Consider the following 14605-nt stretch of genomic DNA (forward strand, 5'->3'; position numbering starts at 1 on the left):
TGCCCGTTCGGGCATGACCTCTTCCAGAATGGCAAATATCCGCTGACGCAAGCTGACCTCGGTATAAATGTATTGCAGTCCACGCAGTAGTTGGGGAATGTCATCACGTGATTTAGGATCAATGACAATGGCGGCAATATCGGTTTCACCGAATTTGAGTTGAGGCTGAATGACGGTGCGCATGCGAATTCGAGGGATGAAGATTTTGGCTTTTAGGCGGTTACGGGCCGATTTTCGCTGGAAATAAGACAAAACCGGGGTCAGGGCAACACATCTTCGTGTTGGAAAATCATTATAACCTATTGATGAATATGAGATTAATTAATTTTCATTCAAACACTAATTAGCATTATAGCGGCCAGTTGTTGAATTGCCTGGGCGAGTCGGTTGTAAAAAGTATTGAAGCTATCTGGATCTGTTTATCGTGAAAATGACGTATGTTATCCCGTTTAGAACTGCAACGTTTTTCAGGAAAAATGTTTTGATGCTGTGGTCCGGTGTGTAATATATGCAGATCTTGAGAATCACTTGTTAGGCATATACTTTTTCACTTGACAACATTAATTGGAATTTTACGTGAATGAAATTGTTCAACTAATTTCATCAATAATCACAGGTATTTATTCTGGGATTATTGTTGCAAAATATTTTGAATTTAGAACCTTGCGCGAAGAAAGTAGCCGGATATTACATAAAGGGCTAACCGCAAAAGATTGTGGATTTGAACTAAGCATTATTTCAAGCTCCCTTAAGCGGCTTGGTCATAAAAATACTGCAAAAATGCTTTCAGAAATTTCTAATGACTACATGAAGCTATCAAAATCGATAGAAATTATTGGCGAAGACGGTTCAATCAGCTTACCAAGTATTGAGGAAGCGCCAAGAATTAACGATGAGAATAACCGACTGAGAATTAGGGTGGCGAATCTTCAGCCATCATGGTTCCATATTATTTTCCCATTTTTATAGCTCTAGTTGATTTTGTGGTAATCAATTTTTTTTGCAGAGCTGGCGGTGTTGTTGCTTCATTAGGCGATTTGCTTTCGTTCATGCTGCTTATGCCAAGCTTGCCGGGTCACTCACTAGGGTCAAATCGATCTGTTTTTGTTGGTGGTTTACTGGTTTTGTCGGTTATTGCCTGGCCTAACAAGCCGGTCAAAGGGACGCGCCGCCCGTTGGCGGTTTTGAAGTTCAGTTTTTTATCAAGGTTCGGTGGCTTCGTTTAAGCTCAGTGAGCGGCGCGCCCCTTACCGTAACGTTAGCCTCCAAGAAAAGATGACAATAAGAAACGACGAAGAACTTAAGGAAGCGGTGTCTCAAGCGAGTGCTCTACTACAGAGCATCCATGAATATTGCGTTGAGCAGAATCATCCATGGTCAGAGCTTGAGGCTGCCAAGGTACGTTTCCCGCGTGGGTTTATCCGTCCGGCGGCTTATCAGCGCCACCGGCTTCCGTTTATCAAAGACCAGAACCTCAAGAGCAACTTGGCATACACCCTGCTACTGTCCGATGCAATTCTCTGGCTAGGCATGCGGACGGACTTGGCGGGGACTGCTCAGGAAATGCTCACCAAGCTCTACATCTTCTTGATCGCAACCCTCTGCGAAAGCATCACCAAAGATTACCTAAAGGGAATCTGCGGGAAGAACGTCAAGAGCCGTAACGAGTTTCTTGCCGCGAAGGGAATAATTAATGAGAACCTGCAGCGCGAGCTGGACTGGCTCTGGGATACGCGGAACCGGATGCACCTGTTTCAGCTTGAGGAGCGCGAATACGAGACGAGCTACAACAAGGGAAGTCACATGCGGTGCATCTTTGCGTTTCGGGAGTTGATTGGCGCGCTAGCCAAGGTCGGACGGCTAGAGGCTAACAAAAGCGTGGAGTCGACCGTGTAAACGCGGCGGCTCACACTCAACGTTATGTTGAAAAAAGAATTAATGGAAACTCGGGCGTATCACGAAATATGTAGCAAACCTTCTTCCTTTTCTAGGCAGGAGATTGAGCAAACACTGGCAGCTTTAGAAAAGGTTGAATCAAATAAAATGGGTTTAATAAGTGATACGTTAAAATCAAAGCCAGCAGAAAAACCTGCTCAACACCGAGGTAGCAAGGAAACAGATTATTTTCTTGTTCAAATTACCATTGAAGATGCAGAGAAAATAGTTGAAGCTCTAGGCACATTAGAAGCGCAGTCAGTAAGCCCCGAAGGACATACAACGCGCGAGGCTTCGTATTATGCTTCATTACTGGATAGGTGGCTTAATTATGTCGAATCATTGTAGTCGGCAAAATCAACATAACCAGGCCATTAAAACCGACGCTCGTACCTCGCGCGGCTTATGGCAACGTTAGCCGCCAATTAGGGAAAGCCTCATGAATAAAGAATTTATCGATCTGATGAAAAAGCGAGCCGGGAATGGCTCGGTTGGTCCGTCTACTGCGAGAAGCATGGGGCCTGCGGGAACAATTGAGGCCGCAAAAATCTTCTTTCATGAATTCGATATTCGGTCGATTAAAGCGCGTAGTGAAGCATCTTTCTTAAAGAAACTGGATAAGGCCATAAGATGCGCCAGGCATAGGATGAGCTGAGGAACGAAGCGCATCTTTCGTGATTGATGCGCCTCCTTGCGTCGGCACATCCTATGGCTCTATGACCATGCAATTACCCAGCGAATTAAACATAATTAAGCCAGCTCAGCAAGGCGTTTTATTTAAGGAAATAAAGTAGTGAAAAAGATAATTTCACTCATTTTTACAATTATCATCTTGGTGTTAATTGTAGTTTATGGTGCGCTGGTCTCTTTTTCAGAGAGCCGTGAATATGGCAGAGTTAGTTTAGATTACTACCTATTAACCCCCAATGAACTATCTCAACTATCCGGGTACTGTGAAAATGATCCTCGGTTTATTTATAGTTCAGCAGATGGACCAAAGCCCGCAATCATACAGTTGCATTGTTTATTTGAGCGAAATGTAATGGACGAATACTTGATTAAAAATAAATTTGATCAGGCATCCCGGAACCATTTTAAAAGAGGGGATATAGAAATTGAGTTTGAAGAAAATGATAGTAATAAGGTAACTGTAACCACGGTATATGAGTATCTATAGCTGAACAAGGCATTGACGCAAATTCCGCTACGCTCCATTTGTGCCTTTTAGCTCAGCGTTAGGTTTTATCGAGTGGCCGAAAACATGAGCATTAGTGAACAAGAAAGAAAAGCAGTTCTTGATAACCTGCTGGTAAAACACAAAGCTCAACCAGTTGGCAGTGGATATATTGACATTATTGTCATGAGAGAGAACTACAAGGATTTTGCTAAGGATCTCATAGGCAATGGATTTAGAATTTACGCCATCAGTTGGTGGGAATATGTAGATAAAGTTGGCAAATCAAACACCTACGGAATGGGAGGGCCACGTAGTCGTTTTTATGATGGTTGGTTCGCGGAAACTTGTATGGATATTGACAAATTACCTATTGAAGATCATTCAAAAAATAAATTATCAATTGTCATAGACCTCGTGGAAAATAAAGTATTAGGGGAGATTGATGGAAAGTTAATAAGTTATAAAAACTGTCTCTCCCTGACCCCAGCATTTTGGATAAAAGTAAATAAAAACTGGAAGAATGTTCGATAGTATCCAGAAACCTAATATTGCGCTCAACCGGAGCGCGGTTACAATACGGTTTTATTTTTTCAGCTTTCCGGGCCGCGCCCGGTTAGCTCTACGTTAGCCCTTAAGACCAGACCAATGAAATGTCCTTGCTGCGGAAAAGAAGTTGAGCCCCATCAGATGGATGTGGCTTTTGGACTACCTGATGCCATATTCGCCTTATCTGAGGAACAGAGAGACGCACGCGCAAAAACTCATGCAGACTTTTGCTCCCTTGATGGCAAGCGCTATTTCATCCGTGGTGTTATGTACGTCACTGTTCAAGAGTTGGGTACGAAATTTGGCTGGGGCGTCTGGGCTGAAGTCTCAGAAGAAACCTTTGACCGGTATCACGAGCTATATGACAAAGATGGCTCGAACGAGCCGCCTGCTGCGGGTATTCTGGCAAACACTCTGCCTGGTTACACTGCTATCGAGCAACCGCTCGAAATTCACTTCGGGCCTGCGGATAAACGTCCAATATTCAAGCCAACTCCTACAGAAAGTGAGTTTTATCATGAGCAAATCGAAGGCCTGCCGGTTCGCAAGTGGCACAGCATTATTGAGCAATATGCGGGCTAACCCGGCGATCAACAGAGACTGGCTTCCAGCCAAGGCCATAAGATGCGCTAGGCACATCCTATGGCTCTGGCCACATAAAACACACTGTTAGGCTTTACAGAGAACAAAATGGAAAATCCATATCAACCATTTCAGCCAACTTTGACGAAATCAGGCTTAAACACTTTTGGCCTTTATCTTAAGTCTACGAATGCATGTATTTATTTACGAGGGATAGTTCATTCGTATCTGCAAATTGAAGCAACAATGCCCACTCGTTATCCCATTATTCCAGATGGCACTCAAGCGATATTTATTTCTCCTAATGGATCGCTACTCAGTGGGTCCCGGTTACAAGCCTGCGATCTACAAATTCTCGATGCCGGAGAGTATTTTGGCATTTGGTTTTATCCTGGGGGGTTGCGTCATTTTGTTAACTTAAATGTTTCGGAAATAAAAGATCAGTTTGTGGATGATAGTTGTCTTTCATGGAGTGGCTTTGATGATCTTTATAAGCGCATTTATCAAAACAACAACTTCCGCGATCGAGCAGCCGTCTGTGAGCAATGGCTGTTAAGTAACCTCAATAAACTTCCAATAAACCAATTCGATCACGCATTGAGTCTGATATATCAATCGTTTGGCAATATAAGAATTAGTGGATTAACCAAATTGGTAGGGTGGAGTGATCGCCATCTAAATCGATTATTTCACCGAAACACGGGGTTGAGCACAAAAGAATTCGCACAGACTATTCGCATTCAACATGCATGCAAGCAGATGTATTCGGTACAAGCTTCTTCATCAAATACGCATCATGACCTTGGATATTTTGATCAATCCCACCTGATAAAGAACTGGAATAAGTTCCTGCTTTCAAGCCCGAGCACCTTTTGGGAGCGATTCAAGTCCGATTTTTACAATAGCTGATCTCTGGAATTTGAAAGAATTACGTTTTTTGCCCACTCGGAGGCCAGGATGCGTTTTTCAAATACAGAAATTTTGGAAATGACTAAAGGAAAATTTTTTGGTGAGGGCAATGCTCAGCTACCGAATTCCTTAATGTTGATGATCGATGAGATTACAAACATTACTAACGATGGAGGAATTTATGATAAGGGCCAACTTGATGCCAACCTGAAAATTCAGCCAGAGCATTGGTTTTTTAGTTGTCACTTTCAGGGGGATCCCGTCATGCCCGGCTGCTTAGGTCTTGATGCATTATGGCAATTGCTTGGGGTATTTCTCGGGTGGTCCGGGTTACAGGGTAAAGGGAGGGCATTGGGTGTCGGCAAAGTCAAATTTACAGGCCAAATATACCCTGATGCCGGGTCCATTCATTATCGATTACATATAAAACGTATTTTTAAGAAACCAATGCCGATAGGTATTGCAGATGGTATTGTTGTACACAAAGGTAAGACTATATATCAGGCTGAAGACCTTCGAGTAGGACTAATAAGTTGATATTTATAATATTTCGCCTAACGAATCGCTCAAGAGGGACGGTCGCTATCGCGCCCGCCCCTTAGCTTTACGTTAGCTGCAGAGCTGCCTATGAATCTCATTCAAGAGGGAACTGGTAAAGTCAAGTTCTATACAAGCATGCTGGACGTCGAGGCGTGGCTGGGCATTACCCTGTCGGGTTTTAACTGGCATATTTCCGATATTGACGGTGGCTGGGAAGGGCTGCCTGATCCGGCATGGGTCACTGGACGGGAGCTAAAGGCTAAGCTGGTCGAGTACGATTATCAGTTCGTTTGGGCCGTTTTTTCAGCCTTTTCATCTGGCGCCCAGGCGATTCTATCCGACAGGCCGTATGCGGATGGGAATCCAGATTTTTGGAAAGGCAAACCATCCAAACAAATCGAAAACGCTGTCTTTGAAATAGTCTGTTGGGACAGCAGTGCAACATTATTTATCGGGCTTCCCGATGAGTTGGGACAGTCCGTGCTTGCCAAGGCACCGGGTATCAAAGATTTGGACAAATACAATGATTCAAGAAGCAATTAACAACCACATCGAGTCCGACACCTTACCCTTCCGCTGCGCTCCAGGGCAAGCCGCGGCTCATATGGAATGATAGGCTTATTAAAAATGGACGTCTCAGATTTACCTTTTAATAAACTCATTGGGCTGCAATTGGCGTCAAGTGAGAGCGGTTTTCAAACCTGCTTGCCTGACGGGCAGCAGTACACTAACCATCTCGGCACGGTTCATGCCAGTGCCATGCTGGCTGTCGCCGAGGCCGGATCAGGGGCTTTTCTAGCTCGGGAGTTCTCGGGGTATGCTAGCGTCGTCCCTGTTGTCAGGCGACTTGAAGCAAAGTTTCGTAAGCCAGGCGTTGGACAAGTATCTGCAAGATGCGTCATTGCGCCGGACACGCTTTCAAAGTGGACTGCCGAGCTTAATGAGCGCGGGAGGCTTTCTGCGCCAATTCCCGTCGAGGTGGTTGACGCCGCAGGCAATGTGGTTCTGTCAGCTACAGTCGAATGGTTCATTTCCAATGTGCCAGCCTAACCCGGGATTCAAAGGGACGCTTCGCTGCTCCATGCGCTCCTTAACTCAGCATTATTATGCCTTTAAGGAGGAATGACATGCGGTACCTGCTCATTATCAGCCATGATGACTCTTTTGCTCCGACTGAAACCTTGATCAGGGACATCGGTACCTGGATAAAAGAGATGGAGCATCGGGGAGTCCGTGTATACGGCAATCCCTTGCGCCCCGCCGGTGAAGCCACAACCGTCCGGGTGCGAGAAGGCAAGGTAGTACTAAAGAAAGGGCCATTCGCCGACTCGATGGAAAAGATGTGCGCCTATGAGTTGATTGAATGTTCGGGCGATGAGGAAGCGATCGAAGTAGCGTCATCGCATCCAATGGCAAAGGTTGCAACGATTGAAGTAAGAGCGATTTGGAGCGAACTGGCCGGTCGGTAGCGCCAGATGAAATCCCCGTAGAACCTCATAGCATGAGTACGTCCCTCGATCTGAATAGGAGATATTAAGTGAACAATATTAAGCAGTCGACGTTGCAGGTCATTGATGCCTACAAAACGGCGGTTTTTGAGAGGAATGTCGACGCATTCATAAATTTATATAGTGAAAATGTGTGGGTATTCGACGCATGGAGCGCCTGGTCCTACGATAGTTTGGAATCCTGGCGGAAAATGGTTGATGAATGGTTTATATCGCTAGGGAACGAACGCGTTAAGGTGAGCTTCGAGGAAGTGCGAGCCATAGATGAGCAGGAACTGACAATAGTCACGTCCATAGTCACCTATGCGGGTTATTCCGCTGAGGGTGAGAAGCTGCACGCCTTGCAAAACCGACTTACTTGGACGCTCAAGTCCGAGGGAAACGCTGTGAGGATCGTTCATGAACATACATCGGTGCCTGTAGGCTTTAATGACAAAAAGGCGATCCTTCTGCGCGAGACTCAATCATGCCCTGCCAAATAACGCATCTTTTTGTTCGAGGGGATGCTCCGCCTTCGTCGCGCTGCTTTCTGCTGCCGGTGATGCGAGGCGTTATGTCTGGCCGTGAACGCACGCCTTCAAATGATCACAAATGATCAACCCAATAAGGCCATAAAATGCGCCAGGCATAGGATGTGCTGAGGAACGAAGCGCATCTCTCGCGATTGATGCGCCTCCTTTCGTCGGCACATCCTATGACTCTGTATATGGCGTTAGGCAAAGAGGCGAGCGAGCGGCAAGCCAGATATCGGGAGTTATTCACGCAGCATATCGATGGGAATTATTGGAAGAGATTCGACGGACGCTGAACAAGGAGCTAGCGCTAGGGAATGAACGGTTTAAAGCGCAAATTGAAAAACTGACCGGTCGGCGGGTCTCAGCCAAACAGGCAGGCTGCCCTGTCGGTTGGCGGAAAGATAAGATTTAATTTTACTCTGGCCCCAGTTATCTGCAGTTATTAAAAAATGATAGATAGTTCGATTCCACCTGCAGTTGGCTACGGTCAAAGGAAATTTGAGTTTCCTTTAAAAGTTAAAGAATTACGTTCGGGGAACTCAAAACAATATCCAGCCCTCCAATTCGCCAGACCTTATAGTTGGGGCAACGAGATATTATTATTCGGCATTCTTTCGTAATGAAGATGATCAGTTTGCGAATAAGCTTAAAGATGCCGGAATTGAGCGCTTCGTATTTGGAGCTGTTGGTCCGCAAGATTTAGAATATTTTATACCAGACGATTTGAAAACCAGCGATACTGATATAAGCCCTGCCGATTACATGACAAAATTCTGTTCATAAAAAATCGCAGCAGGGAGAAATACAATTTGGTTTCCAATCACTACTTGAATTAGGTTATGTCGATATGAAAATTTACACGGCGATTATTGAAAAATGTCACGACACTGGTTTATATGTGGGTTTCATTCCTGGATTTGCAGGCGCACACAGCCAAGCGGAATCATTGGATGAGCTGAATCAAAATCTTCGGGAAGTCATTGAAATGTTGCTTGAGGATGGTGAGCCAATACTGGAAGCCGAGTTTGTTGGAACTCAAAATGTGGTCATCGCTTAAGCATGGGAAACGTACCTGTTCTTAAACCTCGCGAAGTTGTCGCTTTGCTTGAAATATTAGGATTTACACAAATCCGGCAACGCGGTTCACATAAACAATTCCGCCATCCTGACGGCAGATGCACAACAGTGCCATTTCATGCCGGACGTGATATTTCCCCAATTTTACTTCGGCAAATCGCTAAAGATATCGGCTTGACAGTTGAAGAGTTACTTAAATTTCAAGCCTAACCCAACGCTCCAGAGGACTCCTCTAACGCTACTCCGCTGAGCTTTACGTTATATGGTTCTGAGCGCTCGACTCATATCACTCACGATTCTAATGGAGGTATCGTCCAATGGCGAACCGGGAGAAAGACGAAGAACGCGAGCATCGCATCAAGATGGAGGCTATCGTTGACGCTTACTGTCCAGAAGAGCAAGCGATGGGATGGTACTACTATCTCCAGGACAGAATCGCCTTCCCTTTCAAGGCACGCTGCATGCGAGAACGCTCAATTTCGCCGCTGTGCAAAGGTGAGGAGGTCGTAGCTGAGAGTATGGCGTCAGAGGGCGATTGTATGTATGAGATGTTCGTTATGGTGAAGTGGAAGGGGCGATCGATGGGTCTTCCATTGGCGCAACTTGAACCGATTAGTGCGGATGAGGACACAATAGAAGCTGTCGATGATTGGCGTTACTGGGTAGATCGGGGATACGAGCTTTGAGGACGAAGAGCCGTATAATTCTTCATTCAAAGCGGATCCGCCTACGTCGATGGCCGATTTGAAGGTGGCGGTTTCGTTTAAGGCCATTAAATGCGCCAGGCATAGGATGTGCTGAGGAACGAAGCGCATCTCTCGCGATTGATGCGCCTCCTTTCGTCGGCACATCCTATGGCTCTGCAATTGTTTTCTAATAATTTCAGCAGCTTGTGATGCGGCTCATGCAAATCCAAAGGGGACGCCTGAACCATACAGATGCATTGTAGGGGCGGACCTGCGTGTCCGCCCTGTTTCCGGTGCACGATGGATTATCGGAGAGCCATTGGCCGAGGGTGAACCGTTGGGCAAGGGCGAACATACAGGTTCAGCCCTGCGTGTCCGCCCTGTTTCAAATGCTGTCATTCACATTCGCAACATAACAGCCCGCAAGCGGCCGGTACCGCCCAGTCACGGACCGCCTGATTCACTATCGATATCAGCCGCCAGTTTTGCCGGAAGCGGGCGGCGCTATTCTCACCAGCGGCAACAGCAACAAGGCCAGGAAGAAAACCAGAGCCAGGAGTTGGAACATGGAGTTGATAGTGAGCACTTCCGCTTCGCGCCTGGCCATGCCATAGATCTGCTTCAGCGCGGCCAGATCGCCGTCCTGCAACGAGGCCGTGCTGAAGCGGTTCTGTAGTCCGCCCAGCCAGGCTTGCGTGGTCGCCGAACCGGGCCTCACCGCCTCGCGCAATATCGCGTAATGCTCCTTGTTCAGCCGGATCATCAGGGTATTGGAGACGGCCAGGCCAATGGCGCCGCCCAGATTACGCATGAGATTGTACAGTCCGCTGGCGTTTTTCACTTCCTCCGGCGGCAGCGTGCCGAAGGTCAGGTAATTGATGGGCAGGAAGCAGAACATCAAGCAGAAGCCCCGGAGCGCCTGCGGCCAGAAGAATTCCCAGTAACCGGCCTCATGGGTCAGATTGCCGTTCATCAAGGTCCCGAGGCCGAAGCCGAACAGCCCCAGGCCCAGCGTCAGGCGCGGACCCAGCTTTCTGGCGACCCGTCCGGCGATGAAGGCGGAGGCGAACTGAAACAGGCCGGTGACCATGATGTACTGGCCGATCTGCAGGCTGTTCAGGCCTTTGACGGTGGCCAGATAGGTCGGCATCAGGAAGATGATCGAGTAAAGCCCGATGCCGAGAATGAAGCTGAACAGGCAGCCAATGGCGAAATTGCGGTTGCGGAACGCCCACAGGTCCACGATCGGGTGCTCGATGGTCAGCTCGCGATAGAACATGGCGATGCCGGAAGTCACTGCGATCAGGGTGAAGAACACGATCTCGCGGCTGTCGAACCATTCCTCGCGCACGCCTTCCTCCAGCACGAATTCCGTGCTCCCGAGAAACACCACGATATACACGATGCCGCGGAAATCGATCCGCTTAAGCAAGGCCCAGTCCGGCTCGTCCAGCCGCAGAAACAGCGCGGTGGCTATGGTGACCAGCGTGCCCGGCACCAGGTTGATCAGGAACATGGTGTTCCAGGAGGCCGTCTCGGTGAGATAGCCGCCCAGCACCGGGCCCGCCGTGGGCGCGACCGTCACCACCATGGCGACGACGACCGTCATGGTCGGCTGAAGATGGCGCGGGAACAACGTGTAGGTCACGGCGAATACCGACGGGATCATCGCGCCGCCGAAAAATCCCTGGAAGGCGCGAAAGGTCACCATGGACGGCAGGTTCCAGGCGAGCGCGCACAGCAGGCTCATCACGGTGAAGCCGCCGCAGGACAGGGCGAACAGGTAGCGCATGGACAGCGCCCGTCCGAGCCAGCCGGACAGAGGGATGATCGCCACTTCCGCGATCAGATAAGCGGTCTGCACCCAGGTGATTTCGTCCTGGGTCGCCGACAGCGCGGCCTGGATCTGCTCCAGGGAACTGGCGACGATCTGGATGTCGAGGACCGCCAGAAACATCCCCAGGACCATGGCGAAAAACCCGATCCATTGCCGGGGGCTGACCGTCTTTTCGGCAGCGTCGTTCGAGGCCGGGATCTCGGACGGCTTTTCGCTGGCGGCTGAAGGCCGGGGCGAGGAGGGCTTGACTACCGCTGCCATGCCGGACTACCCGACCCTGACCTTGACCACCGTGGACAAACCCGGCTTCAGGCGTCTCAGGTCGGTACCGGGCCGGAACCGGATCTTCACCGGCACGCGCCGCACGATCTTGGTGAAGTTGCCGGTGGCGTTTTCCGGCGGCAGCAGGCTGAATTCGGAACCGGAAGCGGGCGAGAAGCTGTCCACCGTGCCTTCGAACCGGTTGCCGGGATAAGCATCGATCAGGATATCCACCGGCTGTCCCGGCCGCATCCGGTCGATCTGGGTTTCCTTGAAGTTCGCCTCCACGAACAGGCCATCGGTCGGGATCAGGTAGGCCAACACGCTGCCGGGCTTGACCAGCTGACCCACCTGCACGCTGCGATTGCCGATGACGCCGGCGATAGGCGCCACAATGCGCGTGTTCTCCAGATCGATGCGGGCCAGTTCCAGGACAGACTGGGCCGCCTTCAGCCGGGCCCGGGTCTCGCCGATCCGGGCATCCAGGGAGGCCAGTTCGCTTTCCGCGGCCTGCCGCGCCGAACGGGTTTTCTCGACGTTGGCGGCCGCCTGCTTGAGGGCGGATTCGGCGGCATCGCGGGTCTGGGCCGAAATGGCTCCTTCCGCCGCCAGATTGGCGAAACGTTTGGTATCTTTCGCGGCCCGTTCCAGGTCGGCTTGCGCGGCGGCGATATTGGCTTCTTCCTGATGAATTTTGGCGCGCTGCGTGACTTTGTCGGTTTCCAGCGTATGGATGTGCGCCGTTTCTATCAGGACCTGCGCTTCCGCCTGGGCGACCCTGGCCCTGAAATCATGGTTGTCGATGACGACGAGCAGATCGCCCGGCATCACCTTCTGATTGTCCTCGAACAGCACTTCCTTGACGTAGCCCGTTTCCTTGGGGCTGATCAGGCTCAGGTGCGATTTGAGATAGGTATTGTCGGTCGTCTCGAAGGGATGAATCTCTTTAAGCCAGTACACGATGCCTGCGGCTATCGCCGATGAGAGTATTAGAAGGATCAGGATGGTTTTTGGAGAAAAGGAGAGACGCATGTTTGTTGTTAATGCCTTATCAAACGGTATAGTTTAATTTAAAAAAACGGTAATTGGTCATTTGTTCATGTGCTTGCCCTTGACTTCCAATACCGGATCGGGCACGCATAGGCCTTCCAGCGTTGGTTAAGGCACGGGAAGGCCTATGCCTCCTGGCGTCGTTACTGCAGACCCAGTCGCCCGCGATGTCCGGCTTCGATACGGTATTGGATCGAGGCCGGCCGGTCACAATGTTGGCGGGATTGAACGGAATTGACCACGGTGATGGTTTTGCGGGCCGACGAGGATACTTTGTCCGGCCGCGCCGTGTGTCAGCGACAAAATCAAGCCGGACAACAGTCCGAATTTCCTAATCCTGCCGGATTACGAAAAACGACTTGTTTCATCCATTTGTGCCCCTGGCTCTGCCCAATAATCCGAGTCCGGCCAATCCCGACATAAACAGCCACGCGGCGGCCGGAACAGGCACCAGACTGGCTTGAAAGCTGAAATTGCCGACTATCGCATTGGTCGAACCCCCCAAATGATTGAAACTGCTGCCCAATCCCAGATCGCCGGAAAGAAGCAGCGAAGCGGTGGTCAGATCGGTGACGACATTGAACAGATAAAATGCATCGGCCCGGTAATACAAATGGTTATAGAGCGTCCAACCGGAGCGGCCCGTGCTTGGATCGATGTTGGCAGCGTCGTACTCCAACGTATAGTCGCCCGACAGGACCCTGTTGCCCTGTGTTCCGGTATCGATTCGAAAACGGGCGGCGCCGCCGAAACCGACCGCACCAGTGACGCTGCCTGCCAAATCGTCAGGATTGAAAGTTAACGTGGTCGGCTGGCTGTTCCGGCCCTGCGGGTTGCTGACCGTAGGGCCGTTGACAGCAAATTCAAGGCCTGTGGCCTGAATTTCATCGACGCCCGCTACCAGATGGTCTTCCAAAAGCTGTTTATTGGTGCGAGTAGCGGCGGCCTCCGCATCAAAAAATTCTTCCAGGTAAATGGAAGGCGCGGCAGTCGCATCCAAGGCGATTGAAGCTGCCAGCGCGTCCCGGTCCAGATTCAGGATCAATGATCCGCCGGAGACTTGGGCGGCTGTCGCCGTTGCCGGCATGAAAGCCGTCAGTGCAGCCAGCAAGGTCAAATACCCGCCGGCTGTTTTTGCCAACGGTGACAGGGAATGTGCGGTCGTAACGATAAGCCCGTTCAAGATTGAAATGGAGTTTTGCAGAATGGTCAATGCCGGCAAACGGAGGCTGGGGCGGCTAAAACATCCGAGCCGCCGGCCGTTATCCGGCGCGATAAAAAGGACCAAGCCGCCTGCGGCAAGTGGTCTGCCGGATCCGTATTTTTTCAATTCAATTTTTTGCATGATTGTTTCCTGCGTTTTGAGAAATATAAGTTGTTAAACACACTATTCGAAGCCCTCGAATAACTCTCACGGGAAAGACGTTCAGGCTGTCTTGAAACCAAAGGCCACGGTTTTTTCCAGTCCGCCTTACAGCGCATGTGGCGAAGATGACTCTTTATTTGCGATCGATAGCATCCTGGGACAGTCGGCCGGCAGGCTATCAATCGAATTATGACAGCAAATGTCATGCCATCTAACGCATCGGATCCGGCTGTAAATTCCGGTTGTGAAAATAAACAAGCGCATAGGGAAACGATTCGGCATTCAACCGGCCAAGCATGCGAATCCGCTGGCCGTCGGGAGGGATAGACGACGAGTATCCATGTCTTAATATACTAAGGAACGCGCATAGAATAACTTCCTCAAGTGCGCGGATGCATTTCCGGTGTAGGTGCGAATTCATTTATGCCCTATGGGTACTTGTGCCCTTCAGGGTATTCGCACTGTGCGGATAAATCCGCACCTACAATTCCCTGATTTATTCCATGCCCATTACTAAGCTTCGTTGGAGACGGGCTTCGGGCACCTGGATCAGGTAAGACTTAAATACAGTCCAACTTATTTACTAAGCGAGGCATATGACACAATGTCAAGCTCT

Annotated in this window: 19 protein-coding genes and 1 pseudogene; 16 read left to right on the plus strand and 4 right to left on the minus strand. The window is 49.6% G+C overall.

Annotation, left to right across the window (positions count from 1 at the left end):
- Nucleotides 1-183 (minus strand): annotated as a pseudogene (locus EK22_RS19275) (ISNCY family transposase); the annotation flags it as partial.
- A gap of 393 nt (nt 184-576) precedes the next feature.
- Here EK22_RS19275 and EK22_RS24395 point away from each other — a divergent pair.
- From EK22_RS24395 to EK22_RS19345, 16 genes are all read left to right on the plus strand, one after another.
- Complete coding sequence (locus tag EK22_RS24395; RefSeq protein ID WP_152565154.1) at nt 577-969, plus strand: hypothetical protein; 393 nt, start codon at nt 577-579, stop codon at nt 967-969.
- Between the two features lie 306 nt (nt 970-1275).
- Nucleotides 1276-1896 carry a hypothetical protein gene (locus EK22_RS23305; RefSeq protein WP_152565155.1) on the plus strand — a complete coding sequence of 207 codons (621 nt, stop codon included), beginning with the start codon at nt 1276-1278 and terminating at the stop codon, nt 1894-1896.
- 24 nt (nt 1897-1920) lie between these two features.
- Nucleotides 1921-2283: a hypothetical protein gene (locus EK22_RS19285; RefSeq protein WP_036253685.1), complete on the plus strand. Its 363-nt coding sequence runs from the start codon at nt 1921-1923 to the stop codon at nt 2281-2283.
- A gap of 91 nt (nt 2284-2374) precedes the next feature.
- Nucleotides 2375-2590, plus strand: a complete 216-nt coding sequence (locus EK22_RS19290) for a hypothetical protein (RefSeq protein WP_036253688.1) — start codon at nt 2375-2377, stop codon at nt 2588-2590.
- Between the two features lie 138 nt (nt 2591-2728).
- The gene (locus EK22_RS19295) at nt 2729-3112 is read left to right on the plus strand and encodes a hypothetical protein (RefSeq protein WP_036253690.1); all 384 of its coding nucleotides are present in this window, start codon (nt 2729-2731) and stop codon (nt 3110-3112) included.
- 84 nt (nt 3113-3196) lie between these two features.
- A complete protein-coding gene (locus EK22_RS19300; protein WP_036253692.1) occupies nt 3197-3643 on the plus strand; it encodes a hypothetical protein in 447 nt (148 codons plus the stop codon).
- Nucleotides 3644-3757: 114 nt separating this feature from the next.
- The gene (locus tag EK22_RS19305; RefSeq protein ID WP_036253695.1) at nt 3758-4240 is read left to right on the plus strand and encodes a DUF2199 domain-containing protein; all 483 of its coding nucleotides are present in this window, start codon (nt 3758-3760) and stop codon (nt 4238-4240) included.
- A gap of 108 nt (nt 4241-4348) precedes the next feature.
- Nucleotides 4349-5149 (plus strand): helix-turn-helix domain-containing protein, encoded by an 801-nt coding sequence (locus tag EK22_RS19310; RefSeq protein ID WP_081917979.1) that lies wholly within the window; start codon nt 4349-4351, stop codon nt 5147-5149.
- A 48-nt stretch (nt 5150-5197) separates the two neighbouring features.
- Complete coding sequence (fabA, locus tag EK22_RS19315; RefSeq protein ID WP_036253700.1) at nt 5198-5686, plus strand: bifunctional 3-hydroxydecanoyl-ACP dehydratase/trans-2-decenoyl-ACP isomerase; 489 nt, start codon at nt 5198-5200, stop codon at nt 5684-5686.
- 90 nt (nt 5687-5776) lie between these two features.
- Nucleotides 5777-6232 (plus strand): hypothetical protein, encoded by a 456-nt coding sequence (locus EK22_RS19320; protein ID WP_036253702.1) that lies wholly within the window; start codon nt 5777-5779, stop codon nt 6230-6232.
- 66 nt (nt 6233-6298) lie between these two features.
- Nucleotides 6299-6739 (plus strand): DUF4442 domain-containing protein, encoded by a 441-nt coding sequence (locus EK22_RS19325; protein WP_235209454.1) that lies wholly within the window; start codon nt 6299-6301, stop codon nt 6737-6739.
- Between the two features lie 77 nt (nt 6740-6816).
- Entirely contained in the window at nt 6817-7158 is a 342-nt protein-coding gene (locus tag EK22_RS19330) for a YciI family protein (protein ID WP_036253704.1), read from the plus strand.
- A gap of 68 nt (nt 7159-7226) precedes the next feature.
- Nucleotides 7227-7679 carry a YybH family protein gene (locus EK22_RS19335; RefSeq protein ID WP_036253707.1) on the plus strand — a complete coding sequence of 151 codons (453 nt, stop codon included), beginning with the start codon at nt 7227-7229 and terminating at the stop codon, nt 7677-7679.
- 880 nt (nt 7680-8559) lie between these two features.
- A complete protein-coding gene (locus tag EK22_RS19340; RefSeq protein ID WP_020157745.1) occupies nt 8560-8769 on the plus strand; it encodes a type II toxin-antitoxin system HicB family antitoxin in 210 nt (69 codons plus the stop codon).
- Nucleotides 8770-8771: 2 nt separating this feature from the next.
- Nucleotides 8772-8999, plus strand: coding sequence for a type II toxin-antitoxin system HicA family toxin (locus EK22_RS23845; RefSeq protein ID WP_081917981.1), 228 nt, complete (start codon nt 8772-8774; stop codon nt 8997-8999).
- 107 nt (nt 9000-9106) lie between these two features.
- The gene (locus EK22_RS19345) at nt 9107-9475 is read left to right on the plus strand and encodes a calcium-binding protein (protein WP_036253709.1); all 369 of its coding nucleotides are present in this window, start codon (nt 9107-9109) and stop codon (nt 9473-9475) included.
- 472 nt (nt 9476-9947) lie between these two features.
- Here EK22_RS19345 and EK22_RS19350 read toward each other — a convergent pair whose 3' ends face one another.
- The 3 genes from EK22_RS19350 to EK22_RS19360 all read right to left on the minus strand — a co-directional run bounded on the left by EK22_RS19350 (nt 9948) and on the right by EK22_RS19360 (nt 13968).
- Entirely contained in the window at nt 9948-11573 is a 1626-nt protein-coding gene (locus tag EK22_RS19350) for a DHA2 family efflux MFS transporter permease subunit (RefSeq protein WP_152565156.1), read from the minus strand.
- A 6-nt stretch (nt 11574-11579) separates the two neighbouring features.
- Nucleotides 11580-12533 carry an HlyD family secretion protein gene (locus EK22_RS19355; RefSeq protein ID WP_235209455.1) on the minus strand — a complete coding sequence of 318 codons (954 nt, stop codon included), beginning with the start codon at nt 12531-12533 and terminating at the stop codon, nt 11580-11582.
- Between the two features lie 454 nt (nt 12534-12987).
- Nucleotides 12988-13968, minus strand: a complete 981-nt coding sequence (locus tag EK22_RS19360) for a hypothetical protein (RefSeq protein WP_036253714.1) — start codon at nt 13966-13968, stop codon at nt 12988-12990.
- Nucleotides 13969-14605: the final 637 nt, after the last annotated feature.

It is taken from the genome of Methylobacter sp. BBA5.1 (assembly GCF_000746145.1).
Lineage (GTDB): Bacteria > Pseudomonadota > Gammaproteobacteria > Methylococcales > Methylomonadaceae > Methylobacter > Methylobacter marinus.

Coding starts and splice junctions, on each gene's coding strand:
- EK22_RS19290 (WP_036253688.1), top strand. CDS start 2,375: ATGAATAAAGAATTTATCGATCTGATGAAAAAGCGAGCCGGGAATGGC.
- EK22_RS19320 (WP_036253702.1), top strand. CDS start 5,777: ATGAATCTCATTCAAGAGGGAACTGGTAAAGTCAAGTTCTATACAAGC.
- EK22_RS19300 (WP_036253692.1), top strand. CDS start 3,197: ATGAGCATTAGTGAACAAGAAAGAAAAGCAGTTCTTGATAACCTGCTG.
- EK22_RS19350 (WP_152565156.1), bottom strand. CDS start 11,573: ATGGCAGCGGTAGTCAAGCCCTCCTCGCCCCGGCCTTCAGCCGCCAGC.
- EK22_RS19325 (WP_235209454.1), top strand. CDS start 6,299: ATGATAGGCTTATTAAAAATGGACGTCTCAGATTTACCTTTTAATAAA.
- fabA (WP_036253700.1), top strand. CDS start 5,198: ATGCGTTTTTCAAATACAGAAATTTTGGAAATGACTAAAGGAAAATTT.
- EK22_RS19340 (WP_020157745.1), top strand. CDS start 8,560: ATGAAAATTTACACGGCGATTATTGAAAAATGTCACGACACTGGTTTA.
- EK22_RS19310 (WP_081917979.1), top strand. CDS start 4,349: ATGGAAAATCCATATCAACCATTTCAGCCAACTTTGACGAAATCAGGC.
- EK22_RS23845 (WP_081917981.1), top strand. CDS start 8,772: ATGGGAAACGTACCTGTTCTTAAACCTCGCGAAGTTGTCGCTTTGCTT.
- EK22_RS19285 (WP_036253685.1), top strand. CDS start 1,921: ATGTTGAAAAAAGAATTAATGGAAACTCGGGCGTATCACGAAATATGT.
- EK22_RS19345 (WP_036253709.1), top strand. CDS start 9,107: ATGGCGAACCGGGAGAAAGACGAAGAACGCGAGCATCGCATCAAGATG.
- EK22_RS19360 (WP_036253714.1), bottom strand. CDS start 13,968: ATGCAAAAAATTGAATTGAAAAAATACGGATCCGGCAGACCACTTGCC.
- EK22_RS19305 (WP_036253695.1), top strand. CDS start 3,758: ATGAAATGTCCTTGCTGCGGAAAAGAAGTTGAGCCCCATCAGATGGAT.
- EK22_RS23305 (WP_152565155.1), top strand. CDS start 1,276: ATGACAATAAGAAACGACGAAGAACTTAAGGAAGCGGTGTCTCAAGCG.
- EK22_RS19330 (WP_036253704.1), top strand. CDS start 6,817: ATGCGGTACCTGCTCATTATCAGCCATGATGACTCTTTTGCTCCGACT.